We start from the raw sequence: 22,162 nt of genomic DNA on the forward strand, positions 1-22,162 counted from the left end.
CCTGGGACCAGCCTTCAAGGCAGAAAATGTGCATTCGAGACAGGCATTGCGACCCGCCTGTCCGGGGTGACACAGGAGGATCCAGGTCGGCACTTGAAAAGGCCGAGTGGAAAAGCCCTCAAGCCGCCTGCTTTTGCCATATGGCGGCAGACCACTGTCATGGGCTGCTCCGCCGGCTCACGGCGGCTGAAATGTCGAAGCAGGTTATCGTTTCGGAAACGCGGAAGCGCCTTGCGCGGATCAACCGGCGGCAGACCGTCTCGGGCCGGGAGCAGGTGCGCCCTGCAGCACTTCCGCACGCACCGGGCGCGGCGGCGAGAACAGGTTGCCCTGAGCGAGCTTGACGTCGTAGTCGAGCAACTCCAGCACCTGGGATTCCGTTTCCACATGGTCAGTGATCAACTGCATGCCATAGCGATGAAGCAGGTCGCCGAAATCGGACGGATGGATGTGGCCGTGTTTGGCTTCGCGGCGCCCGATGAGATAGTCGGCGTGCAGCTTGCCGTATTTGAAACCCCGGCCCGCCAGGGAGTTGAAGTCCATCTTCATGTCCGCGATCTGGTCGACGGAGAAGCGGAACCCGGCTTCGAACAGCGAACTCAGGCTTTCAAGCTCCATCCCGCCCATCTGGGCGACATCGTCCTGGGAGAATTCGAACACAAGCACATCGGCCAGATCCTGGTTCGCCTTCACGAATTCCAGGAAGCCGGGGAAGAAGGTTTCGTCAACCAGCGACTGCGACGAGATATTGCAGAACAGGATGGCATTGCGATTGCGCGAGGTCAGGCGGCGCACGACCTGGATGGAGCGGAACAGCAGCAGATTGTCGATCCGGGCTATCTGGCCTGAGAGAACCGCTTCCGGAATAAAAGCCGATGCTTCGATCAGGTTGCCACCGTTATCACGCAGGCGAGTGAAGGCTTCATAGTACTTCACCTGGCGCTGCGGCAGTGTCACGATCGGCTGCAGGTGGAGCTCCACCCGGTTGGCATTGAGTGCCGACGTGATCAGTTCGCGCATGGCCATGTTCGGCTTCGGCTTTTCGGCCGGCATCGCGGTACGTGCGGCAAGGCGCTGGTCGGGTTCATCCGGCAGATCGAATGCGTAATCCTGCTGCTGGTGGTTCGGCTGTTCCTTTACCGGAACATGACCCAGCTTATCCTCGAGACGCGGCGCGTGCACACCATAGCGTCGATCGAAATCGTTCATGTCCCGGCGCGGTGCAGCCGCTGGTGCATAGGGCTCCTGCATGCCGTTGTCCGCTTCATGAGAAAAGGACGCAGGGGCGTGCTGCTGGCGCTGCGGGGCCTGCGCAGGCTGCTGAACCGGAGGCCAGTTCTGCGGCGCCTGATAGGTGGACCGGCGTTCTTCCTGGTAGGTCTCCTGCGGCTGCTGATAACGTGGCAGGCTTGGCATCTGCGGTGGCGGTGCGATGGCCTGCTGGTCCTCGACCCTCGCTTCAAGGTCGGACATGGCCTCGGCCATCTGCTTGACCAAGGTGCCCAGAACTTCAACTTCAGCAAACAGAGGGTCGATTTCGGCGCGGGTACGGCGCGGCATGGTGTGTTCCATGCCCGTGAGCCTGCCTTCGAGATTGCCGACATCCTCGTCCAGATCCGCCATGCGCTCTTCAAGACGGTCGACCGCTTCACTCACCGCGCCGCGGTCGCGTGCACGACCGATCAGCAGGTGGATCAGGATCATGGTGCACATGAGCGCAAGCGACAGGGAAACAGCTTCGCCGAACGGCCGTCCGAACTGGAAGACCAGAACTGTCGCAGACGACAGCGCGATCACGGCCATGCAAATTGCTACGAATATGGTCCCTGTCCGCCCCATGGTATTCGAAAGTTCCAACGCGAATCAAAAGTTACTGGTTAATCATGCCTTAAGAACCATGCGTGGCCGAATCTACAACCGCCTTGCGGTATGGAATCCGTGACTTGTCCCCGACTATGGTTGATGCGTCACGGTATTTCGGCGTTTTTCGCTCCTCACGCAGCGTTCACAGTGTCTCAAACAGCTCACAACCACAAGTCTCCCACTCACCCGCTGGACGCACCGGGCAATGACGTCCCCATGACTTTTTGACCGTTGCATTCGGTAGTACTTCGTCTAAATTTACGTAAGGGAAGCTACTTCACGGCGGATCAGTCAACAGGTCTAGCAGGGGGCTGATATGCATGCAGCCGAACAAACGACATATCGGGCATCGTGCGAAAATTCGCCGGATGCGAAGATAGACCAGCCTGCCAAGGACCGCCCCGCACCCGAGGCCTCAACTTCTCTCAAGTCAGGTGAAGCGGCGGCCCCGAACACAGTGCAGGAGCAACTTCCCTGCGAGGAGCAGATCAAGGCCGCGCTCATCAACACCCTGAAAAGCTCCGAATTCCAGTCCGCGCCCCAACTGCGCGCCTTCCTGGGGTTTGTCGTGCATGCCACGCTGAACAGACAACAGGAAAAGATCAAAGGCTATACGATTGCGGTTGAAGCGCTCGGGCGGCCGGAAGACTTCAATCCGGTGACGGACCCTATCGTACGCGTCGAGGCCGCCCGCCTGCGGCGCAGGCTAGAGAAATACTATGCCGGATCCGGTGCCAACGACCCCGTGCGCATCACCATTCCCAAAGGCAGCTATGCACCGGAGTTCCAACCGGCGCACGCCGGATCGTTGCCGGATTGTGCAGCAGACCTTGCCACCAAAGATGCACCAAACGGGGACCTGGCCGGTAAACATTTCGCGCCGGATACGATGGCTCATCCGCACCTTGAAACAGGTGGGGTGTCGGGAACCGTGGACGAGCATGATGCCTTCCGGCCGCCTGCACGTGCCTTGCGCACCGGAACCAACGCACCGGGTGGAACCGGCCTTCCGGAAGTCTTCCGAAAGCTGCAACGCGCATTGGCACATCCCGTTGACCTTTGGCTGGTGTTCGCCCTCTGCCTTGCCAGTTTCCTGGCAGGATACCTGTCGGCCGGCCTTTGATTTCTCAGGTCTGACCGGTCTTCGACATATCCACCACACACTGCCTGAGCTGGAATATTTTGCTCACTTCGGCCCTTTTCTGTGCCGAAAGCGAAGATCGCCTGCAATTTGCGTCATCTGACAACGCTTTGTTTACCCTGTTCGGAGAATTATCAAATTGACGAATCTTTCGATATTCGAATGACCCGTATCCAGCGATGGGAGTTACCCAGCAATGGGGAGTAATGAGGGCAAAGAGCTGCCTGTTATAGTACGCGTACTTGACGCAACGGCCTCCGAGGCTGCCCGCACCTCTGCGGTCTGCGCCAAGCTGTCTCACGCCTGTACGGACCCCATCCTGTACACGGAATCCTCGTCCTGCCTGCAGGACCTTGCAGACAAGACCACCGACATTCTGATCATCGATCTGGAAACCATCGGTGGCGACGAAGCCCTGGAAGCCTATGCGGTTCGCTGTCCCAAGGCGGTCATCATCGCGGTTTCGGCCAAGGGGTCTGTCTCGCGGGCCGTCAGCGCGATGCGCGCCGGAGCCCATGATTTCCTGACCAAGCCCTTCTCGCTCGATGCGCTTGCGTCCAAGATTTCCTTCCAGCTGAAACAAAGAAGGCCCGTTCAACCGGTTGCTCCCGCAGCACCGCAGAGTGTCCAGCCTGTCGTTTCAATGCCGGAGCTTTCAGCACCTCCGCTTCGCGCCGCACACATCAGGACCGAAAGCTCCGGAACGAACCGCCTGGTGGGCACCTCCGCCCAGATGCGCGACATCCACGACCAGATCGGTCGCATGGCGCCGTCGCAGGCTCCGGTCTTCATTACCGGAGAGTCCGGAACGGGCAAGGAACTGTGCGCCGCTGCGGTTCACGAATTATCCGAGCGCCGGTCCAACCGTTTCGTCACCTTGAACTGCGCGGCCATTCCGCGAGACCTCATTGAGAGCGAGATCTTCGGATATGTGCGCGGCGCCTTTACCGGAGCTGCAGACAACCGTGCGGGCGCGGCCGAACAGGCCGATGGCGGCACGCTGTTCCTGGACGAGATCGGCGAGATGGACCTTCTCCTGCAGAGCAAGCTGTTGCGCTTCCTGCAGACGGGGACGTTCCAGCGCCTCGGCGACACACATACCCGCAAGGTGGACGCGCGCATCATCTGCGCCACAAACCGGAACCCGGTTCAGGAAATATCCGCCGGCCGCTTCCGCGAAGACCTTTACTACCGGCTGCACGTGCTGCCGATCCACATGCCGCCTCTCAGAGAGCGCCGCGACGATATCCTGCCGCTCGCCGAAACCTTCCTTGAACGCTATTCGGCGGAAGAACGGCGCGGTTTCAGAGGATTTGATGCGGACGCGGAAGCGCGGATCATTTCCTATCCCTGGCCGGGCAACGTTCGCCAGCTTGAGAACACCATCCGGCAGATCGTTGTCATGAATGACGGTGCCGCTGTCACCTACGACATGCTGCCGCTGATCATTCGCGACCAGAGCAGCCGGCCGGGCACCTTGATCGACCTGTCCCGCGAGCGATCGCGCGTGGCGCCGCCAAGCCGGCCGTTCGGAACCATCGAGCCACTTTGGGCCCAGGAGCGGCGCATCATCGAAGACGCTCTTGATGCCTTTGACGGCAACATCGCCATGGCGGCAGCAGCCCTTGAGATCAGCCCTTCCACTATCTACCGAAAGCGTCAGTCCTGGACAGCCCGCAGCATGTAAATGCCCGGACCGGCGACACGTTAACCGCAATCGGGTTTTCTACTTTCGCGGATAACGAGTAGAGTACAGCTAAATCCGGCGTTTACCGCGCCGCACACATTGCCTTGTTTAATCGGACAAGTCGGTTTATATCGGCAAAATCGCTGAAAACGACAAGATTTAAAGGCGTGCGGGGATATAGATGATGCTGGTGGGAAAATGTGCTTTTCGGCAGACGCTGTCTGCTGTTCTGATTGCAACCGGACTGTCTGCTGGACAGCTGTCCGCGCAGGCCCAATCCCCCGCCAGCCCTCCTGAAGCTTTCCAGAACGCACTTGCCGCCTATGACCAGGCATGGACTGCCGCCGGTCTTTCGTTCACGGCCGCAACCTTCGCTTCCAGCCCGAGCACCGGATATGGCGAGTATACGCCGCGCGCTGACGCGACGTTTGCCGATGGTGAAGCGCTGTCTGTCTACGCGGAACCAGTCGGTTACGGCTTTCAGGAAACCGAAGACGGTTATGCCTATGAGCTGACCGCGGACTACAGACTGCTGACCAAATCCGGCCAGGTTCTGGCCGAACAGGAGAACTTCGCGACCTTTTCCGGCAGCGGCCGGTCCAAGCAGCGTGAACTTTCCGCGGCCCTCACGTTTCAGTTCAGCGGCCTGCCGGCCGGCGATTACCAGCTGGAAACGAGCTTCACCGACGAAATTGGCGGCAAAACGAGCGCCTTTACACTGCCTTTCAGCGTTTCCGGCGCGAATTGAGCCGGGCTCGCTGACGCAGTAGCAGCGACGCCATAATTCCGCCTCCCCGGTCTGTTGACTACCCCATAGGCGCAACGCGACCGATTGCGATTAAATTCTCGTCACAAAGCATTGACAAGCTGAGCACAGCTACATAAATCCATGGCGCTGTTAGCACTCGCTGTTAAGGAGTGCTAATTGGTGACGGGAGGCAATTTCCTTCCGTGCAACGCAACCCAATGTTCATGTCTCGCGCGCTGCCTATTGCGTGGGGCGCGCTCATGAGAGGAAACAGTGTTATGGCATTTCGTCCACTGCACGACCGTGTCGTCGTTCGCCGCGTAGATTCTGAAGCAAAGACTGCTGGCGGCATCATCATTCCGGACACCGCTAAGGAAAAGCCGCAGGAAGGCGAAATCATCGCCATCGGCACCGGCGCCCGCAAGGACAACGGCGAGATCGTTCCGCTCGACGTCAAGGCTGGTGACCGCGTTCTGTTCGGCAAGTGGTCCGGCACCGAAGTCAAGATCGACGGTGAAGACCTCCTGATCATGAAGGAATCCGACATCATGGGCGTGATCGCGTAACCAGCCGCGAACCGCTTCTGATTTCAACCTGTTCCAAAAGAGTGAGACGATCACATGTCTGCTAAAGAAGTAAAATTCTCCTCCGACGCACGTGAGCGCATGCTGCGTGGTGTCGACACCCTCGCAAACGCCGTCAAGGTGACCCTCGGCCCGAAAGGCCGTAACGTCGTTCTCGACAAGGCTTTCGGCGCACCGCGCATCACCAAGGACGGTGTGTCTGTTGCCAAGGAAATCGAACTGGAAGACAAGTTCGAAAACATGGGCGCCCAGATGGTGCGCGAAGTGGCTTCCAAGACCAACGACATCGCTGGCGACGGCACCACCACCGCGACCGTTCTGGCTCAGGCCATCGTCAAGGAAGGCGCCAAGGCTGTTGCAGCCGGCATGAACCCGATGGACCTGAAGCGCGGCGTTGATCTTGCTGCTGCTGAAGCCGTCAAGGCTCTGACCGCTGCCTCCAAGACCATCACCACCTCTGGTGAAGTTGCACAGGTCGGCACGATCTCCGCTAACGGCGACGAGCAGGTCGGCAAGGACATTGCCGAAGCCATGCAGAAAGTCGGCAACGAAGGCGTGATCACCGTCGAGGAAGCAAAGTCCCTCGAAACCGAACTCGAAGTCGTTGAAGGCATGCAGTTCGACCGCGGCTACCTGTCTCCTTACTTCGTCACCAATGCTGACAAGATGATGGCTGACCTGGAAAAGCCGTACATCCTGCTGCACGAGAAGAAGCTTTCCAACCTGCAGGCCATGCTGCCGATCCTGGAAGCTGTTGTTCAGTCTTCCCGTCCGCTGCTGATCATTGCTGAAGACGTTGAAGGCGAAGCACTTGCTACCCTCGTCGTCAACAAGCTGCGTGGCGGCCTGAAGATTGCTGCTGTCAAGGCTCCGGGCTTCGGCGACCGCCGCAAGGCCATGCTGGAAGACATCGCGATCCTGACCGGCGGCACCGTTATCTCCGAAGATCTCGGCATCAAGCTGGAAAACGTGACCCTCGACATGCTCGGCACCGCCGAGAAGGTGTCCATCACCAAGGAAAACACCACCATCGTTGACGGTGCTGGCTCCAAGGACGACATCAACGGCCGCGTTTCCCAGATCAAGGCTCAGATCGAAGAAACCACTTCCGATTACGACCGTGAGAAGCTCCAGGAGCGTCTTGCAAAGCTCGCAGGCGGCGTTGCCGTTATCCGCGTTGGCGGTGCGACCGAAATCGAAGTGAAAGAGAAAAAAGACCGCGTCGACGACGCTCTGAACGCAACCCGCGCTGCCGTTGAAGAAGGCATCGTCCCGGGTGGCGGTACCGCTCTGCTGCGCGCCAAGAAGGCAGTTGAAGGCCTGGCCTCCGACAACGCCGACATCGCAGCTGGTATCAAGATCGTCCTGCGCGCTCTGGAAGCTCCGATCCGTCAGATCGCTGAAAACGCTGGTGTCGAAGGCTCCATCGTTGTTGGCAAGATCCAGGAAAACGACGATCCGTCCTTCGGCTTCAACGCTCAGACCGAACAGTTCGTCAACATGATCGAAGCTGGCATCATCGACCCGACCAAGGTTGTTCGTACTGCTCTGCAGGACGCAGCTTCCGTCGCTGGTCTGCTGATCACCACCGAAGCCATGGTTGCTGAACTGCCGAAGAAAGACGCTCCGGCAATGCCGGGCGGCGACATGGGCGGCATGGGCGGCATGGGCTTCTAAGAAGCCCAAAGCTCACAAGCTTTGCAGAAAGGGCGGTCTTCGGACCGCCCTTTTTTCTTGGCCGCCCATCATCTCACGCTTGTACTGCAAGGCAGCCCAGGGCTGGCATGGGTTTCCAGAAAACTGAACAGCAACTCAACCAACGGAAGCGCTTGCCCTTCTTGCTACCTCTGTGTTTTCATATCGGTACAAGATAGCCCTGCTCTTCGCGCATCCTTCAAATGTCCAGCCCAGCCAATGTCTTTCGAGAACTGCACGAGACCGGGTGCTTTATCGTGCCCAACCCGTGGGATGCCGTATCCGCCAGGCTGTTGGCGCACTGTGGCTTCAAGGCTCTGGCCACCACGTCGTCGGGGTATGCCTTCACGACAGGCCGGCGCGATAGTTCCCGGCAAATTTCCAGGCAGGAAGCGGTCGACCACGCATTGGCATTGTCCCGTACGACTGGCCTTCCCGTAACGCTGGACGGAGAAGACTGTTTTGCAGACACACCGGAAGGTGTCGCGGAGACGGTCGCACGTGCCGCGAAAGCCGGGCTTGCCGGCATCTCGATAGAAGATCGCGACACGTCCAACCCTGGTCGTATAAGACCATATTCGGAAGCTCTCGAGCGCGTTCACGCCGCTGTCTTGGAGGCCCGGAAATCCGGGATCGTCCTGACGGCTCGCGCCGATGGTCTCAGCAAGAGAGCCTATGACCTCGATGAGGTTCTTCGCCGTCTGTCCGCTTTTGCCGAAGCAGGGGCAGACGTCGTCTACGCCCCGGGCCTACCTGATCTTGAAGCCATACGGACGGTCTGCGCATCGGTACCTGTTCCGGTCAACCATGTCATCGGGCAAGGTGCAACGGGCCTGTCCTTCGACCAACTCGCAGACGCTGGCGTGCGGCGGATCAGTCTTGGCGGATCATTTACCCGCGCGGCTCTCAGTGCGATCAATACACTGGGTCAAACCATCGCCGCGGGAGATTTTACCAGCCTTGATGCTGCTCCCGCCTGGTCTAAGCTTTGTTAGATGCCAAAGCCCAACACCCGCCTCGCCCGGCGACAGATCAGGGCCGCGAGATTGACAACATACCAACTGGTCGGTATTTTTTGATTGCCTGGTGGCCGATCGGCAAAACCACTGGCTATGGCCACAGGCAAATCAGCCACGGCTGCACCTGAAATCGGCCTGAACACACCGCTGTTTCCAACTACCGGTCAATAGAGGAACCATTATGCCACTGTCCCCAGGACTTCGTTTTCTGTCTGTACTTTGCGGTGTCGCAGCGGTGCTGTTGCCATCACTTGCTGCAAATGCAGGTGACGCCGCGACGGCTCTACCGGCAGGTAGTTACAAGATCGACAAATTCCATTCGACGCTCATATTCCGGGCAAATCACCTCGGCTTTTCGTACTACAGCGCGTCCTTTGCTGACTTTGACGCCGCGCTGGAACTCGATCCCGCTGATCCGGCCAACGCCAGCCTGAGCGTCGACATAAACGTCGCATCCCTGCATCTGACGGCAACGCCACCTGATGGCTTTCGCGACATGCTGCTTGGCCCGGACTGGCTGAATGCAGGAGATCACCCGAAGATCACCTATCGCTCGACCAGCATTGAACTAACCGGCGCTGAAACTGCCGTCGTGACAGGCGACCTGACATTCAGGGGTGAAACGCGGCCAGTTGAGCTCGACGTGCGTTTCAACGGCGGTTATCCGGGCCTGGCGGTTTACGACCCACAGGCTCGGATCGGATTTTCCGCAACTGGTACGCTGAGAAGGTCCGATTTCGGCATGTCCTACGGACTTCCGCCAGAAGGCTCCAACCTCGGGGTGGGGGATGATGTTGAGTTCGTTATCGAAACGGAGTTCAGCGGCCCACCGCTGAAAGAGGCTGAAGGGCAGTAGTACGGTCGGCATCCGTTCCTCATTCGTGACCGATTCACAGGGTTTTCGGAACCTTAGCCGCCTCTGACGGTTTTCTTCCAGGAACTGAAACATGGAGAGACCGATGGCACAGAGTATGCGACAGACTGCGTCAGACCAGTATGAGAATGCCGATCAGCTCAACAGGACGATCGCTCAGGAAGCCCAAACCGATCAGGAACTGGAATCCCAGGTTCCCCCGGTTTCCAGATACGGCACCATCTGGCGGGTCGCAGCGGTGATCATCCTGCTGCTGGCATTGCTGACTTCGGTCGTCTTCCTGGCCTGATCGACACCGTTTAACGTTAGTCGCGCGAAGAAATGTTGACCGCCTTCTGGCTTGCCGGACGGCTCATGCAGGTGTCGACCCAGCGAACCACATTGGTGTGGGACGCGAAGTCGGTCACCTCTCCGGCCTCGTAGAAGCCGTTGAGATTTCGCGCCCAGGGCCAGCAGGCCATGTCTGCGATGGTATAGTCGCTCCCCATGATGAAATCGCACCCAACCAGCTGCCGATCCAGAACGCCAAGCAGGCGTTTCGTCTCGTCCCGGTATCGCTCGAAAGGCCGACGGTCTTCATAGTCCCGGCCCGCGAATTTGTGGAAGAAGCCCAACTGCCCCGCCATCGGGCCAAATCCACCCATCTGCCACATCAGCCACTGCAGCGTTTCGGCGCGCCTTGCCGGCCCCTGCGGCAGGAACTTGCCCGACTTTTCCGCCAGATAAATCAGGATCGCGCCGGATTCCCACAAAGGCAGCGGCTCGCCGCCTGGGCCGTGCGGATCGATGATTGCCGGGATCTTGTTGTTCGGATTGAGCGACAGGAATTCCGGGCTCAACTGGTCATTGCTGCCGAAATCGACCACATGCGGCTCATATGGCAGGCCCGTTTCTTCCAGCATCGCCGAAACCTTGATGCCGTTGGGCGTCGGCAGCGAATAGAGCTGAATACGGTCAGCGTGTTTGGCAGGCCATTTGCGGGAGATCTCGAAGTCAGACAGATCGGTCATGGAGCCCTCTTTAGGGATTGCAGGTCCCGACCCCTGTCAGGATTACGCATAGATATAGCGCAGCTTCGCCCGGCGCAAACTCACAGTCCGCCGACAATGAGAGTTGGTGTTTCGCCGCCGCCGCAATATACCTGCCACGACAGACATCGGGCGGGTGCCGAAAGAAGCCACATAGCCCCAGGACGACGCAGGAGACACCAATGGCGGACGACAAAGAAGCCCGAATCGAGAAGCTCGAGATCGATCTCGCTCATGCGCTCAACACCATTGATGAACTGAATACGGTCGTCTTCGATCAGGGCCGCCAGCTGGACAGGCTCAACCGGCTCGTCACCAACATGACAGACCAGGTTACGGAACTGATGGAGAACGTTCTGCCCGGCCACCAGATTGAAAAGCCGCCGCATTACTGATCTTCGCCGAGGGCGTCACCTGATCGCGCTCTTGGGGCACACGTCCGGCCAGCCCTTGCGCGCAGGCATCCTCATTTGATCCAGGCCATGGCGTTCCTCGCTCGAAACGTTATTGTGGCGGCAGATCCGGCAAGGGTGTGCCATGCGCTTTTTGAAACTTTTGATATTTGTTCTGCTGATCGCGGGAGCCGTCGCGGGCTCACTTTGGTGGTTCAAGAAACCGCCGGAAGTGCAGACCGTGATGCCGACGACCGGGCGGGCAGCCGAAGTGGTCTATGCCACCGCAGTCGTTGAACCCGTCCGATGGGCGAAGGTTACCAGCATCATCCGCGAGCGGATCGTCTCGCTGTGCGGCTGCGAGGGTGATCAGGTCCAGAAAGGCGACCAGCTGGCGGAACTGGACAGCGGCGATGCCCGTGCCACGCTTGCCGAACTGGAAGCCCGCCAGGAGCTGGCGCAATCCGACAAGGAACGTGCGCTGCAACTACTGGAACGCCGCGTCGTCAGCCAGCAGGTTTACGACAAGGCCCAGAACGAACTGATCCGCATCAACGCCATTACGGCGGCCCAGAAGGAACGGCTGCGCGACTATGTCATCGTGGCCCCCATGGACGGCATGGTTCTGAGGGCGGACGGGTCGGTGGGGGAAGTTGCCGAACCCGGTGAAATTCTCTTCTGGATCGGTCAGCCGTCCCCCCTTCAACTGGTGGCGGAAGTCAACGAGGAGGATATTCCCAAGGTCGCCAAGGGTCACAAGGCGCTGATCCGTGCAGATGCCTTTCCGGGAAAGGAACTGACGGCCGAAGTTGCCAGCATCACTCCGAAAGGCGATCCGGTTCTGAAGAACTACCGGGTCTATCTCGATCTCCCGGAAGACACGCCGCTGCGCATCGGCATGACTGCCGAGATCAATATCGTCACCTCGGAGAAGGACGACGCGCTGCTTCTGCCGACCGCGGCCTTCGACGGCTCGAAACTGCTGACGCTGGATGGGGATAACAAAATCGTTCTGCTGGAGGTCGAAACCGGGATCAAGGGCACCCGCGCCACGGAAGTGCTGAAGGGGATCACCGGAGACAACCGGGTCGTCTTTCCCTATAACCCGGATCTGGCAGAAGGACAGAAGGTCAGGCCGGTTCCCGGAGACGGCAAATAATGCTTCTCCTGCGCATCGCCTCCACCCACATTCGCAACCGCTTGCGCCAGACCATTGTCTCAACGCTTGGCGTCGCACTTGGTGTCGGATTTTCGGTGGCGATGGCGAGCCTCATGGAAGGGTCTCAGCGGGATTTTACCGCAACACTGATCGACGCCATTCCCCATGTGGAGATCCTGGACGAGCAACGCGCACCGGCGGAACAACCGGCCAGTGCAGTCTATGACGCTGTCACCTATCATGGTCTCAGACCGAAGGAAGACCTTCGCGGCATCCGAAATCCGACCGAAGCGCTTGCCTCGCTGCGCGACTGGGTGAACGGATCGATGGCGCAGCGTCTGAGCGGCCAGGCGGTGCTGCGCTATGCCGGACAGGACATCGGCATGACCCTGGTTGGTGTGGAACCCAAGCGCGAACTGACCGTCTCCAAGATCGGCGAGGATATGCGCCAGGGCTCCTTCGAGGACCTGGACACGACGTCAAATGGCCTCGTTGTCGGCGACAAGGCCGCGGAACGGCTGGGGGCGGACCTGGGCGATACCGTGACCCTGACATCCGCAAACGGTGTCGCCAAGCGCTTCAAGATCGTCGGCCTGTTCCACAGCGGCATCACCACCAGCGACGAAGGGCTTGCCTATGCGCCGTTGAAAGCCGTGCAGATCCTTCTGGAAAAACCGGACGTCATCAATTCGATCGCAATCCACCTCAATTCCATCGCCGAAGCCAACGCGGTTGCCGCACGGGCCGAGCGGCAGCTCGGCTACAAGGCGGTTTCCTGGGAAGAGGCCAACGAGGGGCTGATGGAGGCCTTCTTCGTACGCAACGTGATCATGTACACGGTTGTCGGGGCCATTCTGGTGGTAGCCGGCTTCGGCATCTTCAACATCGTCTCGACGATCGTGCACGAAAAGGCGCGTGATATCGCGATCCTGAAGTCACTGGGATTTCCGGAAGTCGATATTCAGCAGATCTTCGTGCTCGAGGGACTTGTGATCGGTATCCTGGGAGCTATTGCAGGTTCGGCGCTCGGCTTCGGACTGTCGAGCTATCTCGCGTCGGTCAAATTCGAATTTACCCAGGACGTGGAGATGACCCACCTGCCGATCTATTTTTCCGCCCTGCACTACATCATAGCCTGCCTGTTGGCGCTGTTTTCATCCGGGATCGCCGGCTACATTCCCGCCAGGAAAGCCGCCCGGCTCAATCCTGTCGACATAATCCGAGGGGCGACATGACCCCTTCCCCGGAAAAACAGACGGCTCCCGGCGACGTTCTGCTGGAAGCGAGCAACCTCACCCGCATCCTGCCGGCCATCGTGCCGGTGACACTGGTACAGGATGTCAGCTTTCAGGTTGGCGAGGCGGAGTTCGTTGCCATTACCGGTCCGTCCGGTTCCGGGAAATCGTCGCTTCTGTATCTGCTTGGCCTCCTCGACAGGCCGACGTCAGGCGAGGTCCGGATAGACGGCCTTCCCACTCATGCGCTGACATCTGCCGAAATGGCGCATCTTCGCTTGGAAAAACTCGGCTTCGTCTTTCAGTTTCACTTCCTGCTACCGGAATTTACCGCACTGGAAAACGTGATGATACCGATGCAGCGGCTCGGCAAACGCAGCCCCAAGGCCCAACTCGACCATGCGACGGAGCTTCTGGCGGCGCTGGGTCTGGAAGAGTTTCTTCACCGCCGCCCGGAGCAATTGTCCGGCGGGCAGCGACAGCGCGTCGCTGTCGCCCGGGCACTTGCCAATTCACCGCAGCTGATCCTTGCTGATGAGCCGACCGGCAGTCTCGACAGTGTATCGACGGAACAGGTGTTCGAAAGTCTTCAGGCCATTGTGAAGACCGAAAGGACCACCGTCGTCGCCGTTACCCATGATATCGATCTCGCCGACAGGATGGACCGGCGTATTCATCTGGTCGACGGCCGCATCGATTACGACCGGCACCACCAAAGGGAAGAAGCACCCGGCTTGGGCGCATAATTTTCGGCCTGAGTAGCCGGCACCGGTTTCAGGCGACTTGAGGCTCATGCACCGGCTGGACTATCGCCAGCAGCATCAAAAGCGCAACAGGTATCGCAAGCGCCCAGAACCCCATGACGGTCATCAGGAAACTCGCCAGGAGGCCTCCGGCCGCGAAGGCCATCAGGACGAAGGCCTGGTGACGGATCCGGGAGCGGCTGTCGGGCCGCGTTTCGGGATGCGTGAAATAGTCGGCGATGCCGAGCACAAGCTTCAGCGTATTGCCGGTCATGATGGTCGTGGGAACATGCCTGTTGAGCAGGGTCAGCATGATGACGTTCTGCAACGACATGGCCACGGTCGAAAACCCGACAGCCGTCAGAGTGACGGCAGACAACGGTCCTCCGGCTGACGGATCTCCAAGACCGGCGACGAACATGAAGCCCGCCACCAGCAAAGCTTCGAGCGCAAACAGATGCCGGACGGCAATCCTGTTTTTGCGCACCAGCGCAGTGACCGAAACGAACCAGAAGAGAGTCGAACCGAAGAAAACCGCGAGCACGAAAACCTTCAGGGCCGCGTTTTGCCCCTGGTGAAACACCTCCGTGCACAAGACGACAAGCGTTCCGGTAATGAATGCCGTGAAGGTGTGAAACAGGCCGAGAATGCAGACCACATCGATGAAGCAGGCACAAAAGGCGAGCAGGATCGGCACCAACGGCCGACTGTGATGCAACATGGATCGGTCCAATTGTGGTGCTCCCGAGCTAGTCCTTTCAGGAAGATGTGCCATGCACTGGCGGACTTGCCAAGCCGGATTGGACATGGCATAAGCGCGCCATCATCAAGAGAAGGGCTGGCGCCCTCGCCAACCTGCCGTTCCGGGCAAGGTGGTTTCCGCAACAGGGATGCGGCTGGTCAGACCCTCAACCGAGGCTTTCCGGCAACTAAGCGGTTAATTTGCATGCGCCAGTCCTCCTCGGGCAACCGATGGAGGATTTTTTGTCTCAGGACCCTTTTGCCGGACGTGCGGCAGATCTGATCGAGAACCATGTGGCGGCGAGCTCCAAGCTTGCCGGAACGGATATCTGGTGCCAGGCCGCTGAAGACTGCGTGCTGGCGCGGATCAAATCCCTGCGCATCCTGGGTGGTCTACCACGGCACAAGGCGCCGCTCAGCCAGACCGCCCGCACCGAGCGTTTGAAAACGCTGCTTCAACTGTGGGCGAACGGCTGCACCTGCGCTGTCGATGAAGACCTCTTTGCCGATATTCTCAACCGGCACGGACCCGTCAGACACTGACGGGGGTGCCCCCCGTGTGGTGCCAACGTCTGCACTCTGCCTATTTCTTTGATACAGGCGTGCTGCAACAACTCGCCCCAACCTGAGGAAGGCCGAAGGCCTGTCTCGAAGGCCCGTATCGAGTGATGGGCCGCTTTCTCATCAATATGCCGCCCATCCTTCGAGACAGCGCTGACGCGCTTCCTCAGGATGAGTTTAGGGAAATCAAGCCGGATGAGATCGCGGCGCTCAGTCCCTCTTGGGGACCGGGCGCGGCTTGCCGCCGTCATCGACGGCCACCATGGTGAAGACCGCTTCGGTCACCTTTTCACGGTGGCCGTAGCGATGGCGCAGGGCCCAGGATTCAAGCTTGATTTCCATCGACGAGTTGCCGACACGAAGGACTTCGGCATAAACGCACAGCACGTCGCCCACATGGACAGGCCGGATGAATTTCATCTTGTCGACCGCGATGGTCACGACACGTCCCTCGGCCCGCTGACCGGCTGCGATACCGCCTGCCAGGTCCATCTGCGACAACACCCAGCCCCCGAAAATATCTCCCGAGGCATTGGTGTCGGCAGGCATTGCCATGGTGCGCAATGTCAGATCGCCTGTCGGCTTTTCGTCGTACACGCCTGAGCCCCTCCGCTGATTCTCGCAAGAAGACTAGGTCATCACCTGCAAGAATAGAAGTGGTTGATCGGAGGGCCTCAGAAGGAACTGCGGATCAAGTCCACCGTCAAAGGACAAACATCAGGATTGCCATGATCCACAACGGCATGGGGGCAGCGACCCAGATCAGCAGGATCGGCAGGCCGCGATGCAGAAGGTTGGAGGTATTCATTTCGGTTGCTTTCTAGCTGAAGGCCTGGATTTCAAGGACTGTCATCGCCGAAAGGGCGACGATGCCGGTGATGAAGGCCAGTTTCGCGCTGCCGATGAGTGTGCGGCCAGCGACATCCAGTTTCGGCAGCGGCATGCCGCGCGAATCCAGATACATGGACAGAAGCATCAGCGAAAAGACGGTGAACCAGACGAACACCAGCACTTCCGCTATCAGGACAATCGTTACCAGCATGATCCGCTCCATTCAGAGGGTTGCGATGTCAGTTCGGCAGGCGGATTGGCTCCGGGGGTTCCGAAAGTGGCCAGCCACAGGCTCTGCGCGATGCGTTCGGCAATGGCCACAATCTCGTCTGCAAGGTCCGGTACGAACAATTCACGGATGACGGGCCGGAAGACACTGAGCCATTCGCCAAAATCCGTGCTTACCAGCTCCTTCTGTTTCAAGTGAGCCGGCACGGGCTTGCCCTTGTAGGCGCCGTTCTTCATCAGGACGGATTGCCAGAAGGCTTCCATCTTCGGCAGGTGCTCTTCCCACCGGCCAGCCAGACGGCCCTCGAAGATACCTCCGAGACGTGGATGCTGGCGAATGCAGCCATAGAAGGTATGCACCATCACATGGATCGCCTGTTCATCGACCTTCTCGTAACGGCGGAGCCGGTCGCCCTGGTCCGGCGTTTCGCGTCTCTTCAGCTTGTATCTGTTGGTACTGGAGTTAGGGGCTTCCATAGCCGCCTCCATAACATTCATTTAAGATGCATCTTTTAAATGGCACAGCAACCCGCTAAAATCAACATATAAGATGAATGTTTAAAGAGACCCAGCCATGCGCCTCAGTCAGGCCAGCGATTTTGCCTTGAGAATTCTGATGGCGACCGGCCAATCCGACGACCCGCAGACCGTCGACAAGCTTTCGCGGCAGCTTGGCCTTGCCAAATCACATGTCATGAAAATCGTCGCTCATCTCGCCAAGGGTGGCTATCTGGAGACGACGCGCGGGCGTGGCGGCGGGATACGGCTGGCGAAAACACCGAACATGATCCGACTGGGGGATGTCGTACGGCTGATCGAGCCGGACCTTGGCGTCGTCGCCTGCCTGAAGCCCGAGCCCACAGTCTGCGCCTTCCTGCCCCGGTGTGCCCTGAAAGGCGCAATGGCGCGCGCCTCGGAAGCCTTTCTGGAAAGCCTCAATACCGAAACGCTGGCATCCATTCTGGCCGGAACACAGATGGCATTGCCGGTCGAAACCAGCGCCTGAGGCACCCCGGCTGCAACAACGCAGACCGGGACCATCCGTTTCGAGCCTGGTTTTCCTAGAGCGTCGAAGCCTTTTCCAGGAAGTCCATCTGCTCCAGGCAGTAGTAGCCGGAAATCCGGCTGATGGTGCCTGCCCTCTTCCAGTCGTTGAGGACACGGCTGACGTTCTCGCGCGCGGCACCTGCCATGTTGGCGATATCCGCCTGGCTGAGCTTGTAGTGGATCAGCAACCGGCCATCGTCGAGCGGCTTGCCGAAGGTTTCCGCCAACTGCAGCAGGGTCTGGGCGACCCTTCCCGGCAAGGGCAGGAACGAGCGCGCCGCCAGCACATCATTGGCATGGCGCAGCCGCTTGCCGACGATCGACAGCATATGCCGGTAGACGGCCGGGTTCTCGTCGGCAAACCGCTGGAAGGCGGCCTTGTCGATGAAGGCAAGCTGGGCTTCCTTCAGGGAGATGACCGTTGCCGACCGCGGACGGCCATCAAGCAGGGCCAGTTCGCCGACAAGATCGCCAGGGCCAAGCACTGCAAGCAGCTGCTCGTCGCCTTCAACGGACAAAAGCGATACCTTGAGCGAGCCCTCCAGAACCGCGTAACAGCCGTTTCCGGGATCGCCATTTTCGAAGAGAATGGTGCCAGCCGATATTTTCATCGGCCTTGCAAGGCGCGACAGGCCGACAGCCAGTTCCGGGTCAAGCCCTTCAAGCGAAAAGCTATTTTTTAAAAAATCCTTGATTTCAGCCACACCTTACCCCTGCCAAAAGCGCTGCTGCCCGCGAAATTACAAGATCAAACGCCATCTTGTGATGCCCATCACGTGCATTCCAGCAAAATAACCCTATATCTAAGGACATGGAAGCGGGGCCGCCCCTCCCCTCTTCCGGACCTCCACGAAAAACGGCCCTGTACCCCGCAGGGCCGTTTTTTCGTTTCACCACTTCGTTAGACTCACCAGCCGATCCGAATTCGCAAGTCGGAAGCAAACCTCACAAAAGCCTGACTGCCAGCACCTTAAGCGAAAGTTCGGCGTCAGTTCAGAAAAACGTCCTTCTTCTCCAGCGTCTGAAAGAACCTCTGGCTGGAAAGAACCTCAAACTGGCATTCGCGTATTGCAATCTTCCGGCGCGGCTCGTCGCGCCGCAGGCGATCGTCAGAACGGCCGGGAATAGCAGCCACGAAACTGAGATCGCTCATGCCGTCAAAATGGTTATGCAAAAGAGCGTGCAGCGCTTCCTGATCCTCGGTCTCCGGCAAGGGATCCGCCTTGGGAAGCAGCTTCAGGCCGTGCGCCTTGGCAAGCCGTGCCAGACGGACAGCCTTGAGACCTGATTGCACCGGCGAAATCAGCAGTGGCGGTTCGGGATAATCGGCATGCTCGATCGCCTTAAGAACGATCCGCGCAAGGGACGTGCGCTCCAACAGACCTTCACGCACCGCCACGAAATCCGGCTGACGTTTCATCAACACACTGTAGCGGGCAAGCTGAGCCTGGGCTTCCTCCTGCAGAATCTGGTCCGGCAGAAGCCGCAGCAAGGCACGGCGCTGCAGTTGTTCGCGCGTGAACATCCGGTCGCCATAGATTTCCTGCATGCGGGCGCTGACCGGCGAAACACGGTCGCCGCTGAAGGCCAAGGTCACCCCGAAGAGTGCCCGTTTGCCGACCTTCTCCGCGGTTTCCTGCAACGGACGGAATTCGCGTGGCCACAGCTCGGTGGCAACCATGGCTCCAAGAGCGCTCAGGCGCCCCCGCTCCACAAGTTCACGCAATGCGCGATCGACCCCGAAGGCAAGGCCGTAGTCCAACGCTCCAAGTGTAATTCGCTTCATGAAATTCCGCAGGCGGACCGGACAATGTGAATATTAAGCCACATCCCTGCGTCATTCAGCCAAGCAAATCAAGTCGGATGTTGGGTGGAGCCGACATCTCCTGCCGGTTCAATTTGGGTCAACCGGCTCGAACACCGGGCCGATACGCCCCTCAACCTTGTAGACGACAAGCTTTTCCAGCGGCACATCTTTAACCTTGCGCGTCAGCTCGGCAACTTCCTCGACGTTGGCAAAGGACTGTCGCAGGTCGCCTTCCCGGTTCCGGCGCTTTTCAGCAACATAGAGCCCCGGCCCGTCGAACAGCGACATGTCAGGCGCAGGCTGCATGACATAGCGGATACGCTCGGTCAGCTGGAACACCGGCAGGTCGTCTTTCATCAGGAAATCGAGCTGGCCGTTGAGGCCGTAGCTGGTCGTTGCCACGAAGCCGGCCCCCTCCCTTTCTGCCAGGTCCCTCACTTCCTGTCCGATCTCCGGCCAACCGCGCAACTGGAAGGTCGGGTCCTTGCGGGCAAAGGCACCCGTCAGCGGCCAGACTGCGTGCAGTTGCACCACGACGGCAACTGCAAGGCCAAGGACGACACCGGATTGCGCCAGACGCGGCCACAGGGCTGGGCTGGCAGGCCGGCTGGTGACAAAGACCGCAGCCATCATGGCAAAAGCGGGAAAAAGCGGTGCCGGCCAGTTGGCCTGCACGCGCGAATGCATGGAGTGATACCCGAGATAAAGCAGGAACGGCAAAACAGTCAGGAGCAGGAGAGAGGCCGCGTTTTCCCGCGCCCGAAGTCCCTTGAAGAGCCTGGCGGCACCAGCAAAGGCCAAAACAGCGATCAGCGGGTTCATCAGCCCGACCAGCGCGCCCAGGAACTCTGGAATGTATCTTGCCGTGTACCCGCCGGTGCCTGCCCGGCCGAACTGCTTGTAGAAGCTGACCCATTCGTGGACGTGGTTCCAGTAAAGCACCGGCGAAAAGCAGAGCAGCGCGATCAGTCCACCGGCCCAGAGTTGCCAGCAGCGCCACCAGCGGCGGGCATCCGGCACCCAGATCAGCCACAGGACGATGCCCGCGCCAAGAAACAGAACCGAATATTTGGCAACCAGGCCGCAACCGGCCATCAGCCCGACCACGAACCACCAGTTGGCGTTTCTGGACATTGACAGTTCTGTCAGCGCCCACAGGCTGAGGCCCCAGAACAGCACTGACGGAGCGTCGGGCGTTGCCAGAATGCCGCCGATGCCCACCAGCAGGCTGGCGTTGAGGAACAGGACGGACCAGGCCGCGGCAGTGCGTCCAAACAAAAGGGAGGCTGTGCGCCACAGGGCCAGGGAACCGATCACGCCTGAGGCGATGACAAGGGCGCGAACCGCGAAGACCGTGTCACCGAACAGTGCCTGACCGATACCGATCCACCAGCCGATCATCGGCGGATGGTCGTAATAGCTGAGCGCCGGCGAAAGCCCCCAGAGGCGGTAATAGGCTTCGTCCTCGACAAAATGCGAGTGGCTGGCGGCAAAGATTTTCAACGCCGTCAACAGGCCGACAATCAGGATCAGGCCTGCAGGCCGCAGGTAGAAAGGCAAGGATCCGGTCTGAGCTTCAGCGGTCACAACGGGCCTTTACGACTTGCGCCAGGTCAGGGCGGAGCTTGCCGCGTAGTTCCAGACAGCCCCCATGATCGCCCCCGCCGTACCGGCGAACCACCAGTAGGATGGATCGGCGTAGATCAGGTTGGCGACACCGACGTTGGCCAGCACGCCGACCGAACAGACCGCGTAGAAGGTCAGGAGGCCGACCAGCGCCCTCATGCCGTTCAAGCGGCGGTCGCGATAGGTCAGCTGGTTGTTGAGAAAGAAGTTCGAAGTCATTGCGACGAAGGACGCCGCCGTCTGGGCGAGGTTGAATTCCATATCGCTCAGCAGAAACACGCGCAGTGCCGCCAGATGGACGAAGAGGCCGCTTGCCCCCACAAGGCCGAACATCAGGAAACGGACCGAAACGATGTTGCCGAAATATTTCGCGAGCAGCAGACCGAAATAGTCGAGCGTGACCAGCGTATCCAGCTTGCTTTCGCCGTGCTGGCGCTCGCGGAAGGTGAACGGCAGTTCCTTGATCTTCAAGGTACCACCCGCACTGGAGACCAGGTCGAGCAGGATCTTGAAGCCCTGGGGCGAGAGCTTCGGTGCGAGAGCTTCGGCCTTGTCCCGGCGGATCATGAAGAACCCGCTCATCGGATCCTTGAGGGTGACGTTCAGCAGCTTCTGCGCGAGGCCGTTGGCGAGGTTGGAGCCCCAGGCGCGAAATGACGACAGGCCTTCGCCAATGGTGCCGCCATCAACCTTGCGGCTTGCGACGACCAGATCCGTCTCGTCTGCCTTCAGGGCGGCCAGCATCTTCGGCAGCATGGTCTCGTCGTGCTGCAGGTCCGCATCCATGACGGCGACAAAGGGGGCGGAGGACGCCAGGATGCCCTCAATACAGGCCCCCGACAGGCCTCGGCGGCCAATACGGCGGATGACCCGGACGCGCGCATCGGTTCGGGCAATCTCGCGGGCAACCTCGGTGGTTCCATCGGGCGAATTGTCGTCGACGACGATCGCTTCCCAGGCGATCCCGGCGAGCGCCTCGTCCAGGAGGCCGATCAGGATTGGAATGTTCGCAGCTTCGTTGAAACTCGGCAGGATGACACTGAGTTCAGCGGCCTTCGGCCCTTTCAGAGCCTCGGCCCCAACTTCGCCGGCATTCCCGTCCGCCATGCGCACCGCACTGTCCATACTGAGCCCTGTCCGCCGGTCCCGTGCC

General features: G+C 59.6%; 24 protein-coding genes and 1 riboswitch. Of the genes, 14 read left to right on the forward strand and 10 right to left on the reverse strand.

Going from position 1 to position 22,162, the window contains the following annotated elements:
• Positions 1-240: 240 nt before the first annotated feature.
• Positions 241-1,803 carry an EAL domain-containing protein gene (locus tag ACP90_RS23180; protein WP_082809835.1) on the reverse strand — a complete coding sequence of 521 codons (1,563 nt, stop codon included), beginning with the start codon at positions 1,801-1,803 and terminating at the stop codon, positions 241-243.
• A gap of 376 nt (positions 1,804-2,179) precedes the next feature.
• Here ACP90_RS23180 and ACP90_RS23185 point away from each other — a divergent pair, with 376 nt between their 5' ends.
• The 8 genes from ACP90_RS23185 to ACP90_RS23220 all read left to right on the forward strand — a co-directional run bounded on the left by ACP90_RS23185 (position 2,180) and on the right by ACP90_RS23220 (position 9,900).
• The gene (locus ACP90_RS23185; protein WP_062490298.1) at positions 2,180-2,986 is read left to right on the forward strand and encodes a hypothetical protein; all 807 of its coding nucleotides are present in this window, start codon (positions 2,180-2,182) and stop codon (positions 2,984-2,986) included.
• A gap of 214 nt (positions 2,987-3,200) precedes the next feature.
• The gene (locus tag ACP90_RS23190) at positions 3,201-4,691 is read left to right on the forward strand and encodes a sigma-54 dependent transcriptional regulator (RefSeq protein WP_055657767.1); all 1,491 of its coding nucleotides are present in this window, start codon (positions 3,201-3,203) and stop codon (positions 4,689-4,691) included.
• A 181-nt stretch (positions 4,692-4,872) separates the two neighbouring features.
• The gene (locus ACP90_RS23195; RefSeq protein WP_062490300.1) at positions 4,873-5,439 is read left to right on the forward strand and encodes a hypothetical protein; all 567 of its coding nucleotides are present in this window, start codon (positions 4,873-4,875) and stop codon (positions 5,437-5,439) included.
• A 278-nt stretch (positions 5,440-5,717) separates the two neighbouring features.
• The gene (gene groES, locus ACP90_RS23200) at positions 5,718-6,005 is read left to right on the forward strand and encodes a co-chaperone GroES (RefSeq protein ID WP_006935644.1); all 288 of its coding nucleotides are present in this window, start codon (positions 5,718-5,720) and stop codon (positions 6,003-6,005) included.
• Positions 6,006-6,059: 54 nt separating this feature from the next.
• Positions 6,060-7,700 (forward strand): chaperonin GroEL, encoded by a 1,641-nt coding sequence (groL, locus tag ACP90_RS23205; protein WP_031269757.1) that lies wholly within the window; start codon positions 6,060-6,062, stop codon positions 7,698-7,700.
• Between the two features lie 221 nt (positions 7,701-7,921).
• Entirely contained in the window at positions 7,922-8,713 is a 792-nt protein-coding gene (locus tag ACP90_RS23210) for an isocitrate lyase/phosphoenolpyruvate mutase family protein (RefSeq protein WP_062490302.1), read from the forward strand.
• Between the two features lie 205 nt (positions 8,714-8,918).
• The gene (locus tag ACP90_RS23215) at positions 8,919-9,593 is read left to right on the forward strand and encodes a YceI family protein (protein ID WP_082809836.1); all 675 of its coding nucleotides are present in this window, start codon (positions 8,919-8,921) and stop codon (positions 9,591-9,593) included.
• Positions 9,594-9,696: 103 nt separating this feature from the next.
• Positions 9,697-9,900, forward strand: a complete 204-nt coding sequence (locus ACP90_RS23220; RefSeq protein WP_062490304.1) for a hypothetical protein — start codon at positions 9,697-9,699, stop codon at positions 9,898-9,900.
• Positions 9,901-9,916: 16 nt separating this feature from the next.
• On the opposite strand, the gene ACP90_RS23225 is transcribed toward ACP90_RS23220, so the two are convergent.
• Positions 9,917-10,621: a glutathione S-transferase N-terminal domain-containing protein gene (locus ACP90_RS23225; protein ID WP_062490305.1), complete on the reverse strand. Its 705-nt coding sequence runs from the start codon at positions 10,619-10,621 to the stop codon at positions 9,917-9,919.
• 200 nt (positions 10,622-10,821) lie between these two features.
• Between ACP90_RS23225 and ACP90_RS23230 the strand changes: the two genes are divergently transcribed.
• The 4 genes from ACP90_RS23230 to ACP90_RS23245 all read left to right on the forward strand — a co-directional run bounded on the left by ACP90_RS23230 (position 10,822) and on the right by ACP90_RS23245 (position 14,171).
• Positions 10,822-11,034, forward strand: coding sequence for a SlyX family protein (locus ACP90_RS23230; protein ID WP_023002075.1), 213 nt, complete (start codon positions 10,822-10,824; stop codon positions 11,032-11,034).
• A gap of 142 nt (positions 11,035-11,176) precedes the next feature.
• The gene (locus ACP90_RS23235; protein ID WP_062490307.1) at positions 11,177-12,190 is read left to right on the forward strand and encodes an efflux RND transporter periplasmic adaptor subunit; all 1,014 of its coding nucleotides are present in this window, start codon (positions 11,177-11,179) and stop codon (positions 12,188-12,190) included.
• A complete protein-coding gene (locus ACP90_RS23240) occupies positions 12,187-13,425 on the forward strand; it encodes an ABC transporter permease (protein ID WP_062490308.1) in 1,239 nt (412 codons plus the stop codon). Before ACP90_RS23235 ends, ACP90_RS23240 begins: the two co-directional genes overlap by 4 nt.
• Positions 13,422-14,171: an ABC transporter ATP-binding protein gene (locus ACP90_RS23245; protein WP_062490310.1), complete on the forward strand. Its 750-nt coding sequence runs from the start codon at positions 13,422-13,424 to the stop codon at positions 14,169-14,171. The genes ACP90_RS23240 and ACP90_RS23245 overlap by 4 nt, the downstream gene beginning before the upstream one ends.
• A 28-nt stretch (positions 14,172-14,199) precedes the next feature.
• Here ACP90_RS23245 and ACP90_RS23250 read toward each other — a convergent pair whose 3' ends face one another.
• Entirely contained in the window at positions 14,200-14,889 is a 690-nt protein-coding gene (locus ACP90_RS23250; RefSeq protein WP_158514212.1) for a YoaK family protein, read from the reverse strand.
• A 97-nt stretch (positions 14,890-14,986) separates the two neighbouring features.
• Positions 14,987-15,111, forward strand: a riboswitch (SAM-I-IV-variant riboswitch).
• Positions 15,112-15,152: 41 nt separating this feature from the next.
• Between ACP90_RS23250 and ACP90_RS23255 the strand changes: the two genes are divergently transcribed.
• Positions 15,153-15,452, forward strand: coding sequence for a hypothetical protein (locus ACP90_RS23255; protein ID WP_139314296.1), 300 nt, complete (start codon positions 15,153-15,155; stop codon positions 15,450-15,452).
• A gap of 228 nt (positions 15,453-15,680) precedes the next feature.
• Here the strand turns inward: ACP90_RS23255 and ACP90_RS23260 are convergent, their stop codons facing one another.
• The 3 genes from ACP90_RS23260 to ACP90_RS23270 all read right to left on the reverse strand — a co-directional run bounded on the left by ACP90_RS23260 (position 15,681) and on the right by ACP90_RS23270 (position 17,006).
• The gene (locus ACP90_RS23260; RefSeq protein ID WP_051990218.1) at positions 15,681-16,025 is read right to left on the reverse strand and encodes an acyl-CoA thioesterase; all 345 of its coding nucleotides are present in this window, start codon (positions 16,023-16,025) and stop codon (positions 15,681-15,683) included.
• Between the two features lie 265 nt (positions 16,026-16,290).
• Positions 16,291-16,512, reverse strand: a complete 222-nt coding sequence (locus ACP90_RS23265) for a hypothetical protein (protein WP_031269763.1) — start codon at positions 16,510-16,512, stop codon at positions 16,291-16,293.
• Positions 16,503-17,006: a group III truncated hemoglobin gene (locus tag ACP90_RS23270; RefSeq protein WP_208993392.1), complete on the reverse strand. Its 504-nt coding sequence runs from the start codon at positions 17,004-17,006 to the stop codon at positions 16,503-16,505. The genes ACP90_RS23265 and ACP90_RS23270 overlap by 10 nt, the downstream gene beginning before the upstream one ends.
• Before the next feature lie 97 nt (positions 17,007-17,103).
• Between ACP90_RS23270 and ACP90_RS23275 the strand changes: the two genes are divergently transcribed.
• Positions 17,104-17,535 (forward strand): Rrf2 family transcriptional regulator, encoded by a 432-nt coding sequence (locus ACP90_RS23275; RefSeq protein ID WP_062490319.1) that lies wholly within the window; start codon positions 17,104-17,106, stop codon positions 17,533-17,535.
• Positions 17,536-17,590: 55 nt separating this feature from the next.
• Here the strand turns inward: ACP90_RS23275 and ACP90_RS23280 are convergent, their stop codons facing one another.
• From ACP90_RS23280 to ACP90_RS23295, 4 genes are all read right to left on the reverse strand, one after another.
• Positions 17,591-18,280, reverse strand: coding sequence for a Crp/Fnr family transcriptional regulator (locus ACP90_RS23280; RefSeq protein WP_023002086.1), 690 nt, complete (start codon positions 18,278-18,280; stop codon positions 17,591-17,593).
• Between the two features lie 284 nt (positions 18,281-18,564).
• Positions 18,565-19,362 carry a ChbG/HpnK family deacetylase gene (locus ACP90_RS23285; protein ID WP_062490320.1) on the reverse strand — a complete coding sequence of 266 codons (798 nt, stop codon included), beginning with the start codon at positions 19,360-19,362 and terminating at the stop codon, positions 18,565-18,567.
• Positions 19,363-19,470: 108 nt separating this feature from the next.
• The gene (locus tag ACP90_RS23290; protein WP_062490322.1) at positions 19,471-20,970 is read right to left on the reverse strand and encodes a glycosyltransferase family 39 protein; all 1,500 of its coding nucleotides are present in this window, start codon (positions 20,968-20,970) and stop codon (positions 19,471-19,473) included.
• 9 nt (positions 20,971-20,979) lie between these two features.
• Positions 20,980-22,116, reverse strand: coding sequence for a glycosyltransferase family 2 protein (locus ACP90_RS23295; RefSeq protein ID WP_051990217.1), 1,137 nt, complete (start codon positions 22,114-22,116; stop codon positions 20,980-20,982).
• Positions 22,117-22,162 lie beyond the last annotated feature (46 nt).

The organism is Labrenzia sp. CP4 (genome assembly GCF_001579905.1).
GTDB lineage: Bacteria > Pseudomonadota > Alphaproteobacteria > Rhizobiales > Stappiaceae > Roseibium > Roseibium algicola.

Excerpts from the sequence above, each read along its gene's own strand:
- ACP90_RS23180 (WP_082809835.1), bottom strand. The coding sequence starts at position 1,803 with ATGGCCGTGATCGCGCTGTCGTCTGCGACAGTTCTGGTCTTCCAGTTC.
- ACP90_RS23185 (WP_062490298.1), top strand. The coding sequence starts at position 2,180 with ATGCATGCAGCCGAACAAACGACATATCGGGCATCGTGCGAAAATTCG.
- ACP90_RS23190 (WP_055657767.1), top strand. The coding sequence starts at position 3,201 with ATGGGGAGTAATGAGGGCAAAGAGCTGCCTGTTATAGTACGCGTACTT.
- ACP90_RS23195 (WP_062490300.1), top strand. The coding sequence starts at position 4,873 with ATGATGCTGGTGGGAAAATGTGCTTTTCGGCAGACGCTGTCTGCTGTT.
- groES (WP_006935644.1), top strand. The coding sequence starts at position 5,718 with ATGGCATTTCGTCCACTGCACGACCGTGTCGTCGTTCGCCGCGTAGAT.
- groL (WP_031269757.1), top strand. The coding sequence starts at position 6,060 with ATGTCTGCTAAAGAAGTAAAATTCTCCTCCGACGCACGTGAGCGCATG.
- ACP90_RS23210 (WP_062490302.1), top strand. The coding sequence starts at position 7,922 with ATGTCCAGCCCAGCCAATGTCTTTCGAGAACTGCACGAGACCGGGTGC.
- ACP90_RS23215 (WP_082809836.1), top strand. The coding sequence starts at position 8,919 with ATGCCACTGTCCCCAGGACTTCGTTTTCTGTCTGTACTTTGCGGTGTC.
- ACP90_RS23220 (WP_062490304.1), top strand. The coding sequence starts at position 9,697 with ATGGCACAGAGTATGCGACAGACTGCGTCAGACCAGTATGAGAATGCC.
- ACP90_RS23225 (WP_062490305.1), bottom strand. The coding sequence starts at position 10,621 with ATGACCGATCTGTCTGACTTCGAGATCTCCCGCAAATGGCCTGCCAAA.
- ACP90_RS23230 (WP_023002075.1), top strand. The coding sequence starts at position 10,822 with ATGGCGGACGACAAAGAAGCCCGAATCGAGAAGCTCGAGATCGATCTC.
- ACP90_RS23235 (WP_062490307.1), top strand. The coding sequence starts at position 11,177 with ATGCGCTTTTTGAAACTTTTGATATTTGTTCTGCTGATCGCGGGAGCC.
- ACP90_RS23245 (WP_062490310.1), top strand. The coding sequence starts at position 13,422 with ATGACCCCTTCCCCGGAAAAACAGACGGCTCCCGGCGACGTTCTGCTG.
- ACP90_RS23250 (WP_158514212.1), bottom strand. The coding sequence starts at position 14,889 with ATGTTGCATCACAGTCGGCCGTTGGTGCCGATCCTGCTCGCCTTTTGT.
- ACP90_RS23260 (WP_051990218.1), bottom strand. The coding sequence starts at position 16,025 with ATGGCAATGCCTGCCGACACCAATGCCTCGGGAGATATTTTCGGGGGC.
- ACP90_RS23265 (WP_031269763.1), bottom strand. The coding sequence starts at position 16,512 with ATGCTGGTAACGATTGTCCTGATAGCGGAAGTGCTGGTGTTCGTCTGG.
- ACP90_RS23270 (WP_208993392.1), bottom strand. The coding sequence starts at position 17,006 with ATGGAAGCCCCTAACTCCAGTACCAACAGATACAAGCTGAAGAGACGC.
- ACP90_RS23275 (WP_062490319.1), top strand. The coding sequence starts at position 17,104 with ATGCGCCTCAGTCAGGCCAGCGATTTTGCCTTGAGAATTCTGATGGCG.
- ACP90_RS23285 (WP_062490320.1), bottom strand. The coding sequence starts at position 19,362 with ATGAAGCGAATTACACTTGGAGCGTTGGACTACGGCCTTGCCTTCGGG.
- ACP90_RS23295 (WP_051990217.1), bottom strand. The coding sequence starts at position 22,116 with ATGGCGGACGGGAATGCCGGCGAAGTTGGGGCCGAGGCTCTGAAAGGG.